The 13,741-nt window shown below is 44.7% G+C and carries 13 protein-coding genes; 10 read left to right on the forward strand and 3 right to left on the reverse strand.

The features are described 5' to 3' along the window. Positions 1 to 83 precede the first annotated feature (83 nt). From OL444_RS07230 to OL444_RS07240, 3 genes are all read left to right on the forward strand, one after another. Positions 84 to 1,355 carry an adenylosuccinate synthase gene (locus OL444_RS07230; protein WP_264733893.1) on the forward strand — a complete coding sequence of 424 codons (1,272 nt, stop codon included), beginning with the start codon at positions 84 to 86 and terminating at the stop codon, positions 1,353 to 1,355. Positions 1,356 to 1,449: 94 nt separating this feature from the next. Continuing rightward, on the forward strand, positions 1,450 to 1,899 hold the full coding sequence (locus OL444_RS07235) for a hypothetical protein (protein WP_264733892.1): 450 nt from the start codon (positions 1,450 to 1,452) through the stop codon (positions 1,897 to 1,899). Between the two features lie 72 nt (positions 1,900 to 1,971). Further along, positions 1,972 to 3,219, forward strand: coding sequence for an anthranilate synthase component I family protein (locus OL444_RS07240; RefSeq protein ID WP_264733891.1), 1,248 nt, complete (start codon positions 1,972 to 1,974; stop codon positions 3,217 to 3,219). On the opposite strand, the gene OL444_RS07245 is transcribed toward OL444_RS07240, so the two are convergent. Next, the gene (locus OL444_RS07245; RefSeq protein ID WP_264733890.1) at positions 3,209 to 4,123 is read right to left on the reverse strand and encodes a TIGR01777 family oxidoreductase; all 915 of its coding nucleotides are present in this window, start codon (positions 4,121 to 4,123) and stop codon (positions 3,209 to 3,211) included. The two genes, OL444_RS07240 and OL444_RS07245, sit on opposite strands and share 11 nt — an antisense overlap. Before the next feature lie 198 nt (positions 4,124 to 4,321). On the opposite strand from OL444_RS07245, the gene OL444_RS07250 reads away from it, so the two are divergent. From OL444_RS07250 to OL444_RS07270, 5 genes are all read left to right on the forward strand, one after another. Continuing rightward, positions 4,322 to 5,851, forward strand: coding sequence for a hypothetical protein (locus OL444_RS07250; RefSeq protein WP_264733889.1), 1,530 nt, complete (start codon positions 4,322 to 4,324; stop codon positions 5,849 to 5,851). 15 nt (positions 5,852 to 5,866) lie between these two features. Next, the gene (locus tag OL444_RS07255; protein WP_264733888.1) at positions 5,867 to 6,844 is read left to right on the forward strand and encodes a hypothetical protein; all 978 of its coding nucleotides are present in this window, start codon (positions 5,867 to 5,869) and stop codon (positions 6,842 to 6,844) included. 190 nt (positions 6,845 to 7,034) lie between these two features. Continuing rightward, positions 7,035 to 7,727, forward strand: coding sequence for a phosphoribosylformylglycinamidine synthase subunit PurQ (gene purQ, locus OL444_RS07260; protein ID WP_264733887.1), 693 nt, complete (start codon positions 7,035 to 7,037; stop codon positions 7,725 to 7,727). A 36-nt stretch (positions 7,728 to 7,763) separates the two neighbouring features. Then, on the forward strand, positions 7,764 to 8,219 hold the full coding sequence (locus OL444_RS07265; RefSeq protein ID WP_264733886.1) for a protein-disulfide reductase DsbD domain-containing protein: 456 nt from the start codon (positions 7,764 to 7,766) through the stop codon (positions 8,217 to 8,219). A 104-nt stretch (positions 8,220 to 8,323) separates the two neighbouring features. Next, positions 8,324 to 10,351, forward strand: a complete 2,028-nt coding sequence (locus tag OL444_RS07270; RefSeq protein ID WP_264733885.1) for a protein-disulfide reductase DsbD family protein — start codon at positions 8,324 to 8,326, stop codon at positions 10,349 to 10,351. Between the two features lie 77 nt (positions 10,352 to 10,428). Here the strand turns inward: OL444_RS07270 and hisS are convergent, their stop codons facing one another. Then, complete coding sequence (gene hisS / locus OL444_RS07275) at positions 10,429 to 11,781, reverse strand: histidine--tRNA ligase (protein WP_264733884.1); 1,353 nt, start codon at positions 11,779 to 11,781, stop codon at positions 10,429 to 10,431. Between the two features lie 18 nt (positions 11,782 to 11,799). Beyond that, complete coding sequence (locus tag OL444_RS07280) at positions 11,800 to 12,237, reverse strand: low molecular weight protein-tyrosine-phosphatase (RefSeq protein ID WP_307734800.1); 438 nt, start codon at positions 12,235 to 12,237, stop codon at positions 11,800 to 11,802. A 332-nt stretch (positions 12,238 to 12,569) separates the two neighbouring features. On the opposite strand from OL444_RS07280, the gene OL444_RS07285 reads away from it, so the two are divergent. Next, entirely contained in the window at positions 12,570 to 12,806 is a 237-nt protein-coding gene (locus tag OL444_RS07285) for a hypothetical protein (protein WP_264733883.1), read from the forward strand. A gap of 33 nt (positions 12,807 to 12,839) precedes the next feature. Then, a complete protein-coding gene (locus tag OL444_RS07290) occupies positions 12,840 to 13,733 on the forward strand; it encodes a PstS family phosphate ABC transporter substrate-binding protein (protein WP_264733882.1) in 894 nt (297 codons plus the stop codon). Positions 13,734 to 13,741 lie beyond the last annotated feature (8 nt).

Raw genomic sequence — 13,741 nt, forward strand, 5'->3', positions numbered from 1 at the left:
TTCGTAATTTGATTTTGTTGTATTTCCACTTAATTTTGCGACTTCTTTTAAAGCAACAACCTCCGATAATTAATTAAATCATTATGGTAGACGTTTTGTTAGGCCTGCAATGGGGCGACGAAGGTAAAGGTAAAATTGTGGACTATTTTGCCGGCAGGTACGACGTGATTGCCCGTTTCCAGGGTGGACCAAACGCGGGTCATACTTTGTATGTAAATGGTCAGAAAGTAGTGCTGCGTACCATTCCCTCCGGTGTGTTTCATGAAAAAACCATCAACCTCATTGGTAACGGAGTGGTGTTGGACCCGGTAGCCTTTAAAAAGGAGAGCGAAGATATCGCTGCGCTGGGAGTGGATCTGACAAAAAATCTTTTTATAGCAGAAAAAACGCATATCATTGTTCCTACCCACCGGGCGCTCGATAAGGCTTCCGAAATGGCCAAAGGAAATGATAAAATCGGCTCTACCCTGAAAGGTATCGGCCCTGCCTATATGGATAAAACCGGAAGAAATGGCTTACGTGTGGGTGATGTTTTATCTCCTGATTTTAAAAATCTGTATGAGAAACTGAAGCAGAAACACCTGCAATTGTTATCTCATTTTGATCTGAGTGAATTCACTGAAGATATTAATAACTGGGAAAAAGAATTCTTTGAAGCGATTCCTTTCCTGCAGCAAATGAATGTGGTAAGTGGTGAATACTTCCTCAACGAGCAACTGAAAGCTGGCAAGAAAGTACTGGCAGAAGGAGCGCAGGGAAGTATGCTGGATGTTGACTTCGGTACCTATCCGTTTGTAACGTCTTCCAATACCATTTCTGCCGGTGTTTGTACCGGACTGGGTATTGCACCGCAGTGGATCAAGGAAGTGATTGGTGTAACCAAAGCTTACTGTACCCGTGTTGGTGGCGGTCCTTTCCCTACTGAACTGCACGATGCAACCGGCGAACAACTGCGGGTGGCAGGTCATGAATTTGGCGCTGTTACCGGCCGTCCACGCCGCTGCGGCTGGATCGACCTGGTAGCCCTCAACTACACCTGTATGCTGAGTGGTGTTACCCAATTGGTTATGACCAAAAGCGATGTACTGGATGAATTTGATGAAGTACTGGCCTGTACTGCCTACGAAATTGAAGGCAAGCAAACCAAACAGTTACCTTTCCAGATCAACGGTATGGACATTAAGCCTGTGTGGGAAACTTTCAAAGGCTGGTCTGAAAAAACAGCTACCTGCAAGCAATTCAATGAGTTACCAGAAGAGATGAAAGTATTCGTAGCTGCAGTAGATAAATATTTGGGCGTTCCCGTGAAATACGTTTCCAACGGACCCGGACGTGATCAGATCCTCGAAAAGTAGTCTCAAAAAAGTAAGGAAAAAAAACGGCAAAAAAAATTTGGCGAATAAAAAAAACTATTAAAACTTTACGGCAAAGAAATTAAGTGAACCTATTATGAAATCAAAATCTGATAAAGAGAAAGAGACCAAAAAAACTACTTCTCCTAAGACTGCAAAAGGCACTTCTAAAGCTGCAGCCAAGCCTAAGAAAGAGGTGGATGAAGATGATGAGGAGTTGGATGAAGAGGAAGAAACTACTTCTAAATCTACTTCCAAAAAATCAGATAAGTCACCCTCAAAATCCAAACGCAGCAGTGATGACGATGATGATGATGATGACGAAGATGACGATAGTGATGATGCAGATGCCTGGGAGAAAGGTGAAGATGATGATTACGACCCTGATTTTGAAGAATTTGATATGCCCAAATCAAAAGGTAAACGCGGCCGCCCTAGTACCGGTAGCAAAAAAGCCGATGATGATGATGATCTGGGCCTGGATGATGAATTCAAAGACATGGATCTGTTCAATGATCGTTTTGATGATGAAGATGATGATTTTTAAGCATTAAAAACGATTATTATCAGGATATTTCACACTTTTCCGGTTGATGATCAGAAGATATTTAAACAACAAATGTTGAATTGGGGAAACCAGTTCAACATTTGTTGTTTATTGGATAACAATAACTATACCTCTCCCTATCATCAACACGAAGCTTTACTGGCAGCAGATGCATTACAAACCCTCGAAGTAAGTGCCGGCAACGCCTTTGCAACTTTACAGGACTTTTGCAATACCCATCGCGATTGGCTTTTCGGTCACCTGGCTTACGATTTGAAAAATGAAACTGTACCGGGATTGCAGTCTGATAACCCTGATGGTATCGGCTTCCCTGATATGTACTTCTTCCGGCCCCGCGTGGTCATGCAGTTGGCCGGTCAGGCCGTACATATCGGAGGCATCGGCTTTAGCAGACATGATGCACTGGCTGTGTACAACGAATGTTTACGTATGCCCGTTCACGTGATACCTGCCGCAGCCCCGGTCACTGCATCTATGCTGCAGGCTCACCTGGATCACAACAGTTATATCAGTGCTGTTGAAAACCTCCGGCAGCATATTGTTCGTGGCGACTGCTATGAAGTTAATTTTTGCAGGGAAAATTTCCTGGAAGAGGTAAACGTATATCCACCAGCGTTATTTACCCGGCTGAATACCTTGTCGCCGGCCCCTTTTGCAGCCTACTACCGGCTGCAGGACAAATACCTGGTTTGTTCCAGTCCGGAACGTTTTATACAGAAAACAGGCAACACCGTTATTTCCCAACCTATTAAAGGTACCAGCAAGAAAGATCCGGACCCGGCAACAGACCTGGCACTCCAGCAGGCACTGTATCACAGCACCAAGGAACGGGCGGAAAATATCATGGTGGTAGACCTGGTGAGAAACGATCTGTCACACACTGCATTGCAGGGAAGTGTACAGGTAAAGGAGTTATGCGGTATCTATTCTTTTGAACATGTACATCACATGATTTCCACGATTACCGCTTCACTGGCTCCCGGTGCGCCGCTTACCGATGTGATTCGTACGGCATTCCCGATGGGCTCTATGACAGGTGCCCCCAAAATCAGGGTGATGGAGTTAATTGAACAATATGAGCAAAGCCGCCGTGGATTGTACTCCGGCGCGGTAGGCTATATTACACCGGAAGGTGATTTTGATTTTAATGTAGTGATCCGCAGCGTATTGTATAATGCCGCCAACCGGTATTTGTCTTTTCAGACCGGATCGGCCATCACTTTTTACAGTGATCCGGAAAAAGAATGGGAAGAATGTTTACTCAAAGCTGCCGCCATGAGAGCTGCGGTTATGAGCTGAATAACTGCTCCATCGCCTCGCCGATAGTCGGGTAGGAAAACAGAAAACCGGTACGTTGTATCTTAGCAGAAGATACATTGACACTTTTAAGCACTTCCACACTCATCTCCCCAAATATCAGTTTCAGGGCGAAAGCCGGTACATACGTGGTCATGAAGCTATGCCCCTTTGCCACCCGTGCCATGGTTAAAATCAGTTCCCGGTTGGTCACCGGTTGCGGCGCTACAGCATTGTAAACCCCTTCCAGCTTATCATTGACAATCGCATTAAAAAACAGTCTTACCAGATCCTGGATGTGGATCCAGCTGATGTATTGATCGCCGGAACCCAGAATGGAGGCAAATCCAAACCGGAGTGGTTTGTAAAACTCTTTCAGGGCGCCGCCGTCCCGGCTCAGCACCATACCCAGCCGGAAGATCACCAGCTTTTTATCAAGCGTAGCTACCTGTCCGATGCTTTTTTCCCAGGCCACAGTGGTAGTCCCCAGATAATCCGTCGCCGGCGCATCTGTTTCCGTAAACGGATGTTGTTTATTGCTGCCATAGTAACCCGTGGCAGAAGCGCTGATGACCTTTTTTACTTTATTCGGGTATTGCTGCAGCGACCGGAAAAGCAACTCACTGCTTTGGGTACGGCTATCCCGGATCTCTTGTTTACGGGCGTTGCTCCAGCGTTTACCGGCCACATTGGCGCCTGCCAGGTGTACAATATAATCCGCTTCCTGAAGGGCGGCCACGTCGATAGTTTGTTTATTTACATCCCAATGGGCGTAAGTTACAGCGGGGTTATTGTTTTGTTCCGGCTGGCGGGTAAGTATAATTACTTTGAAGCCCCGCTCCAGCAGCAGGCGGGTTAATGCCGTTCCTACCAGTCCCGTTCCACCGGTTATAATAACGGATTCCATTCAGTATTAACTGCTTTTAAAAATAATTTATTAAAAATACACAATAAATCGTGCCTTTTGGTATTTTAAGTAACAGCAATATACGGTTACAGGAAATTGCTGCTATTATTTATTTTCTGATTTTTAATGTAAGTTTGAAACCGGGGTGTTTTATCTTCACCTCAGCTTTGTCGATAATATCTGAAACTCTACTACCGCATGCATACGCTACATCGCCTCCACCTGTTATTGTTGCTGCTATTTACCGGTACCGCTGCAATGGCTCAGAAAATTTCCTACTCCGTACCGGAGAAAGATGATTATAAAAGTACTGAATTTGAGATCATCGGAAAGGTAGCCGGCAACATCCTGGTTTATAAAACAGATCGCGGCGATTATTTCGTTTCTGTATATGATAACGCCATGCAACTGAAGGATCGTATAAAACTGGACTTTTTACCTAAAAAAGTGATCAGCATGGACTTTGTGGCATATCCCAACAAAGTGCTGATGTTCTACCAGTTCCAGCGTAAAGATGCCGTTTACAGTTTCTGCGCCACGATGACACCAGATGCTAAATTCAATGATGCACCTGTGATGATCGACTCCACCCGGATCGGTTTTTATTCCAAAGAGAATAAAGTGTATTCTGTAGAAATCTCAGAAGACAAGAACCGTATCATGGTGTATAAGATCAATCAGGATAAGGAAGATAACAATGTGTTCTACACTTTCCTGTATGACAGCGCAGTTGCCCTGGTGAATAACAGCCGTTTATCCTTGCCCATGCAGGGAAAGAAACAGTTCCTCAGCAACTTTAATCTCACCAATGAGGGCGACTTTATCTTCAATAAACTGGAACGTACCTCCAACCGGGATTACGTTATCAGCGGCAGCATGGTCCGGAAACGTTCGCTGGTAGACAGCTTTGAGACAACCCGCATGGAATTCAAAGCGCAGCTGCTGGATGAAGTGAAGATGAAACTGGACAACAGCCGGCATACTGCCTTGGTCACTGCTTTCTATTATAAGCAGAAAAGAGGCAATGTAGAAGGCATGTACCTTTATAAATATGATTATGCATCGGATAAACCATTGTATGAAAAAACCGTGATTTTCAGCAATGAGCTGAAAATGAATGCCCGCGGTGAATCCAATACCAACAGTGCTTTTAACGATTACTTCATCCGCAAGGTGATTAATACCAGTAATGGTGGTTTCCTGCTGGCTGCAGAATCGTTTTATACCTCTTCCCGCTATCAGCCCTGGAACCGCTGGAACTATATGTATGGCGGCCCTTATGGATACGGTGGGATGTATTCCCCTTATTATTATTCTCCTTATTCTTCCATGTATTATAATCCCTGGAACTGGAACAACAGTCAGGGGGTACGATATCATTATGACAATGTAGCTGTATTATCTTTTGATGAAGAAGGTAATATGCAGTGGAGCAACTTTATCCGCAAAAGCCAGTACGACGACAATGCAGACCTGTATCTGTCTTACCTGATGGTAAACGTGGGCAGTGAGCTGCGTTTCCTTTACAACGAACTGGACAGAAGAAATTATATGCTCACGGATGTAAGCCTGGCGCCCGGCGGTAAAATCAACCGGATGCCTACGCTGCGCAACCTGGACAAGGGATTTACCTGGATGCCCCGTTACGGAAAACAAATCAGTGGCCGCACGGTACTGATACCATGTGTATACAGGAACTATATTTGCTTTGCTAAAATTGACTTTTAATCACACCTTTGCATAGTGATAAAATTTTTCCGCTCAGGCAATCCGTTAACGGTATTGCTGCTTCTGATCTATACGCTGCTGATTAAGTGCTATTATCTGATCCATCCGGTTACCTTTATAGCGGATGGGTCAGAAGGGCTTTTGTACGACCTGCTGGTAAAGTGGATAAAGTCCTTTACCGGAGATAGCCCCCTGTTTTTCACGGCCCTGGCGGTATTGCTGCTGTTGCTGCAATCGTTGCTGTTCACAAAAATTATTAACCACCACAGATTATTTGCCCGGTCTACCTATCTGCCGGCCATGTGTTACCTGCTGTTTACTTCCATGTTACAGAGCTGGAACACCTTTTCGCCTGCACTGCTGGTAAACATGATTATGCTGTGGGTGTTCTCCAGTATAACGGAATTGTATACACGTACTTCGGCCCGTGATGTGGTATTTAATATTGGTTTTGCATTGGGTGTTTGCGGGTTGATTTATTTCCCGGCTATCATCTTTTGTTTACTGTTGCTGGTTAGTATGTTGATTATGCGGGCTTTCCGGCTGGCAGAATGGATCATTGCCCTGCTGGGGCTGGTGTGTCCGCTATACCTGATGGGAACTTATCTGTTTCTGACAGGACAGATGACCGCTTTGCGCAGGATTCCTAATATCGGATTCTCCTTGCCGCTGATTACCGATTATAAGGTATGGGGCGCCATGGTAGCCTGTATCCTGTTTTTTATACTGGGCTGGTTGTTATTACAACGCCCGCTGAAGAAAATGCTGATACAGGGCCGTAAGATATGGGCGGCATTGATTGTATATGTACTGGTAGCCATGCTGGTACCGTTTTTTAACGTACATTTTTCCGCTGCTTACTGGGTATTGGCTGTATTGCCGGTAGCGATGTTTGCCGGGAACGTATTTTGGTCTGTCACCAATGAAACATTTGCCAATATTATCCACTTTATTACCCTGGCATATGTGATTGTTATGCAATATTTCAGCTAAACTGCCATTTTAAGAGATTGATTTTCAGTAATTTGTTAAATCAGGATGAGCGGCAATGGAAAATTGCGAACGGCGAAGTAATTTTGTCCTTTCCTGTTAGTTTTGTTATCAGTGAATAATGAGGTATAAAACACAGGAAAAAACGGATTTTTTAAGTCATTATTTACACATAAACACAAAACATTTTCAGATGAAATTTGGCGTTGTCACCTTTCCGGGCTCTAACTGTGATCATGATATGATTGATTCCCTGCGCAATGACCTGGGACAAGAAGTAATAGAGCTGTGGCATAAGGATAAGGACCTGAGCGCATTTAGTACAACAGATTGTATTATTTTACCAGGAGGATTTTCCTATGGCGACTACCTGCGTTGCGGTGCAATCGCCCGGTTCAGCCCTATGATGCAGAGTGTGATCGAATTCGCCAATAAAGGTGGTCGTGTAATTGGTATCTGTAATGGATTCCAGGTACTGTGCGAAGCTGGCCTGCTGCCAGGTGTTTTACTGCAGAACCAGAACCAGCAATTCATTTGCAAAAACATTTACCTGAAAAGTGAAAATACCGTGGCTTCCCTCACTAAAGAAGTGACCGGCAGACCATTGATGATACCTATTGCCCATGGAGAAGGCCGTTATTATGCAGACGATGCCACCCTGGACGAACTGGCCAATAATAACCAGATCCTGTTCCGCTATTGTGATGAATTCGGCAATATCACCGACGAAGCAAACCACAACGGCGCTATCCGTAATATCGCAGGTATCTGCAACAAAAACAGGAACGTATTTGGAATGATGCCGCACCCGGAAAGAGCTACCAGCCTGGCACTGGGCAACACAGACGGGCAGCTGATATTCCAAAGCCTGCTCAATAACAACTGATAAAATCAACCAACCAACCAATTAAAAAGAAAACGCATGAAAAAATTACTAACAGCACTGGCTTTATTTGTCTTGCCTTTCCTGGCAAGTGCGCAGATTGAGAATCCGGTAAAATGGAACTTTACTTCCAAGAAAGTGAATGCCACTACCTATGAGCTGCACCTCACCGCAACGATCGATGCCGGCTGGCATCTGTATGCGCAGGAAGCAGGAGAAGGTCCGGTACCCACCACTTTCAAATTCACTAAAAATCCACTGACTGCCCTCGCAGGTAAAGTGACAGAAGTGGGTAAAATCCATAAATCTTTCGACAAGAACTTCAATTCTGAACTGAAATACTACGAAAACACCGTGGACTTCGTACAGAAAGTAACTGTGAAAGGTAAAGCTGCTACCAAAGTAAAAGGTTCCGTAGAGTTCATGGTATGTGATGATCATCAGTGCTTACCTCCGAAAGAGATTGAATTTGCCGTGAGTGTAGGAGGAAAATAATTCGTATCCGATAACTGAAAAAATAACAGATCAAACGAGTTCCTCAGCATGGGAACTCGTTTGTTGTTTTCTCTGATCTTTATCATTTAAAGCCTATTGACTTTATGAAGCATTTGCTGACTTTTTTTATACCTGTTTTTGCTTTCTTCGCCCTCGGGGCAAAGGCGCAGGAACAAGCACCCAAACCCGTGAAATGGCAGTTTTCTGCAGAAAAGAAAAATGACCAGGAATATGTACTGCACCTGAAAGGGAATATTGCCAACGGCTGGTTACTCTTTTCTACTACCATGGGTAACGATGATCCCAATACCCGGGTAGTGCTGGACAGCGCTTCCAACGCTACCATCACCGGTATCACCGAAGAAGGAAAACTGGAAAACCGTAAAGAACCTTTGTTCGATAACCTGGACATCAAATATTTTCAACAGGAAGTAACCTTACAGACAGTAGTAAAACTGAAAGGCACACCTGCTAAAATCACTGGTACCATCACCTATATGGCCCTCAAGGGAGAAGATGCCGTACCGGAAGAAGAAAAATTTGAGATCCCATTGGATAACAGTACCACTACCGCTGCTACGGCAGATAATGGGGCTACTGCTGATCCGGTGAAAAAAGATGTGGCAGAAGATGATGCTTCGGATAAATCTTTGTGGTGGATCTTCCTGGCCAGCTTTGGCGGTGGATTTATTGCCCTGATTACACCTTGTGTGTTCTCGATGATTCCCATTACCGTGAGCTTCTTTACCAAACGTAGCGCCACCCGGGCACAGGGAATTAAGAATGCCTTTACCTATTCTTTGTCTATCATCATCATTTATACATTACTGGGCTTCCTGATCACCAAAATCTTTGGTGCCAGTGCGCTCAATTCCTTATCCAGTAACGGTATCGCCAATATGATATTCTTTGTAATATTCGTATTGTTCGGTTTTTCGTTCCTGGGAGCCTTTGAAATCAGCCTGCCTAGTTCCTGGGCCAGCGTATCTGATTCCAAAGCAGGTATGAGCAGTATGCTGGGTATTTTCTTTATGGCATTGACCCTGGCTATTGTTTCTTTCTCCTGCACAGGACCTATCTTAGGTAACCTGCTGGTACTGGCGGCTAAAGGAGGAAACTCCGGGCCATTGGTAGGGATGTTCGGGTTCTCCCTGGCATTGGCGATTCCTTTTTCGCTTTTTGCCTTGTTCCCCAGCTTGTTGAATAAAATCGGTAAATCCGGTGGCTGGCTGAATGCCGTGAAGGTAACCCTCGGGTTCCTGGAACTGGCACTGGCGCTGAAATTCTTCTCCAATGTGGATATGGCGTATCACTGGAATTTGCTGGACCGCGAAATCTTCCTGGCCCTGTGGATCGCTATCTTTGGCCTGATGGGATTGTATCTGATCGGTAAGCTGAAATTCAGCCACGACAGTGATGTACCTTTCCTCTCTGTAACCCGCCTCTGTTTTGCCATTGTCACTTTCACCTTCGTGGTATATATGATACCAGGTATGTGGGGAGCGCCACTGAAAGGTATCAGCGGTTTCCTGCCACACGAAGGTTCTCAGGACTTTAACCTGAATAAATCCATCGTGGATATTCAGGCTGCCCTCGAAAGTGGTGCTGGTAGCGGAACCGGAGGAAGTCATGCCAACAGTGTTAAACCAAAGAAACTGGTAGACATCCTGCATTCTGAAATACCAGGTGTGGAAAATGTGTTTTTTGATTATGAAGAAGCCCTGGCTGCTGCCAAAGCCGCTGGTAAGCCACTTATGCTCGATTTCACCGGACATACCTGCGTAAACTGCCGTAAATTTGAAAAGTCGGTGTTATCCAATCCGGCGGTAATGAAGATATTACGCAATGACTTCATCGTAGCCTCACTATACACAGATGAGAAAACATCCCTGCCGGAAGGAGAACAATATGTTTCCAAGTTCGATGGTACCAAAATTAAAAACATCGGCCAGAAGAACCTGGACCTGGAAGCGACTCACTTTAACCGGAACTCACAGCCGTACTATATTCCGGTAGATCTGGAAGGAAAGGCGCTGGTGAACAAAGGTTATGGTTATGATCCGAAGGAAGATGCAGCTGCATTTATTGCCTATCTGGAAAGTGCCAAAGCGGAATTCGCCAAAAGAAAATAAAACTATTCTTTTATAAAAGTAAAACGCCTTGTACTCCAGTACAAGGCGTTTTACTTTTATAAGATCACCGGTAAGGGTTATTGAAAATCAACATCAATCAGGGCAGCTGCGCTGATCTTCTCTTGTTGGCCGTTTACCAGGTTTTTAACACTGATCACATTTTCCTGTAATTCGGATTCTCCCATAATAGCCACATAAGGAATGCCTCTTTTATTGGCATATTTCATCTGTTTGTCCATCTTGGCATTTTCGTGGAACAGTTCTGCTGCAATACCTTTGGCACGTAATTGCATCATGAGTTCAAATGCTTTACGGGCGCAGGCTTCGCCGAGGTTCAGGAACAGTACCCGGGTAGATTGCTGGGCTGCATCGGGGAATAGTTGTAGTTCTTCCATGACATCGTAGATACGGTCTACTCCAAAGGAGATACCTACGCCGGAAATGCCCGGCAGGCCAAATAATCCGGTGAGGTCATCATAACGGCCACCACCACCGATGCTCCCCATTTTTACACTGGCTGGTGCTTTTACTTCCACAATAAGACCTGTGTAGTAATTGAGGCCACGTGCCAGGGTAAGGTCCAGTACAGGCGTGGTGTTGTAAGAAGCATAACCGGCGTGCAGGATGAAGTCCAATTCTTCGATTCCTTTTTGTCCGGTAGCAGAATTGGCAAACAGTTCCCGCAGCTGTTGCAGTACAGAAGCGTTGTCGCCGGAGATTTGCAGGAAGTTTTCGATGATGGCAATATCTGCATCCGTTAATCCTCTTTCCTGTAATTCTCCTTTTACGCCTTCCATTCCGATTTTATCCAGTTTATCGATGGAGATGGTAATGTCTGTCATCATTTCCGGTTTACCCACCAGTTCTGCCAGGGCAGCCAGGATTTTCCGGTTGTTGATGCGCAGTTCATAGCCATGCATTCCCAGTTTGGTAAATACGGTATCGTAAATCAGGAGCAGTTCCGTTTCATTGAGCAGGGAGTTGCTGCCTACCACATCGGCATCACATTGGTAGAATTCGCGGTAGCGGCCTTTCGCCGGGCGATCGCCCCGCCATACCGGTTGCATCTGATAGCGTTTGAAGGGCAGTGCCAGTTCGTGCTGATTCATCACCACATAGCGGGCAAACGGAATGGTGAGGTCATAGCGGAGGGCTTTTTCGCTGATCAGGGAAGCCAGCTCGCGGCTGTCTTTCGCCTGTTGTGCGCGTTCATATATTTCGCCGTTGTCCAGTATTTTAAAGATCAGTTTATCTCCTTCTTCGCCGTATTTACCGGTGAGGGTAGAGAGGTTTTCCATAGAAGGTGTTTCCAGTGGCTGGAAACCGAATACCTCAAAGGTGTCGCGGATGGTCTGGAAAATATAGTTACGTTTTCTTACTACCACGGGGCCAAAATCACGGGTGCCTTTGGGAATACTTGGCTTTATCATCTAAAAAAATATTAAGTTTTATTGTTCTTTATCAGTGATGCCGTCACAGGCATCATAAATCAGTTTATATACCGGTGTAAACAAGGCGTCGTCGAACCAGGGATCGGGTACTTCCTGTTCCTGATGGAGGAGATAGGCTACTTTGGCTTTATCTGATTCGTTACGGGCCAGGCGTAATACATTGGTGTAGTTGCTATGGTCCATAACGTAGATCCGGTCAAAGGTATCGAAATCGGTTACCTGAAACTGGCGGCCACGCAGGCCGGAAATGTCTACGCCTTGTTTGCGTGCTTCTTTGATGGCACGATGATCCGGCGGATCGCCTACGTGCCAGTTGCCGGTGCCGGCGGAGTCAATTTCCCAGTGTAGTCCTTTCTTTTCTGCCAAAGTTCTCATGATGCCTTCCGCCAGTGGCGAGCGGCATATGTTACCCAGGCAAACCATCAGTATCTTCATGATAATGGAGTTTGTAGCTATCAGCCCGCAAACCTACAAGATATTATGGAAATCTTTACCCATTGCATCTTTATAATGTTATTTATCATAAAAAATAATGACAGATATGAACAGGCATAAAAAGTGCATGGGTAGCCGGAGAAAGGTGCTAATTCTCAAAGAATGATCATTTTTTAAATCAAAAAATTATAACATGTTGAAAAAATGACTCAAATTGCGGCTGGTTATGCAAATCATGAGAGTTTTAACGTTTTTTTTTTAACATTCTTCTAGAGTTCCGAATGCCGGATTAAAAAATATTTTTTTGTATAATTGTAAATCGCAACAAGGAAATGCAAGACGAACAAACAAACAGACGGGTGGAAAATAAGTATCGGCCTTTGGGCGAGTTAGTAAGAGGTGTGTTCTTTATTCTCTTTGGCCTGTTCGCAATTTTTGCGGAAAAACTGGGCATGGGTGAGTTTCGTATATCACCGGAGGCAATGAGTATTTTGGGAGCAGTGTTGGTATTATATGGTGTCTTCAGGATGTATAACGGGATCAGAAAGCTTTTTTTTAACAGGAACTAAAGGGAATGTGATATGTTTTTCAGTTTAACAAAAATGAATGCTGTATATTTAGCAGCAGTTACTGTACTGATGGCGGCTTGCGGCCCCGATAATGCGAAAAAGAAATTGGATACAGCTACAGAGGGCACCATTCACATCAGTGTGGATGAAACATATAAGCCGCTGATAGATTCAGAAATAAAGGTTTTTGAATCGTTGTATCCGAAAGCACATATCATTCCCTCCTATAAACCGGAGGCTGATTGTTTTAAAGATCTTTTAAATGATAGTGCCCGCATGGTGATCGTTACACGCGATTTCAACCAGCAGGAGCGTGATTACTTCAAGCAGATTAAAATTGTACCCAACAGTCTGATGCTGGCCTGGGATGCATTGGCGCTGGTGGTAAATCATGCCAACCCGGATTCTGTATTAAATATGGACCAGGTACGCGGCATTATGAACGGAACAAATACAGACAGAAAATGGCAACTCGTGTTTGATAATGCCAACTCAAGCACAGTGCGTTATATAATGGATTCCATCAATCGTGGTAAGCCGTTACCTGCCAACACAATGGCGGCTAAAACCAATCCGGAAGTAGTAGACTATGTATCAAAAAACAAGGACGCTATTGGTGTGATCGGTGTTAGTTGGATCTCTGATCCTAACGACTCCCTGTCGATGGCCTTTACCAATAAAGTATCTGTAGTAAAGCTGCGGGCAGATGGTGGTTCTGATTTTGTCAAACCTTATCAGGCTTATATTGGTATTGGATCCTATCCATTAAAGAGAGGCTTCTATTATGGCTTGAAAGAACCTTACCATGGCTTAGGCACAGGATTTGCAACTTTCCTGGGCAGTTATGAAGGTCAACTTGTGATTAAGCAGTTCCGGTTATTTCCGGCGAGGTTAAATGTGGTATTCAGGGAAGCCAATCTTAAATAATAAAAAAA

The organism is Chitinophaga nivalis, from assembly GCF_025989125.1.
In the GTDB taxonomy this organism is placed as follows: Bacteria; Bacteroidota; Bacteroidia; order Chitinophagales; family Chitinophagaceae; genus Chitinophaga; species Chitinophaga nivalis.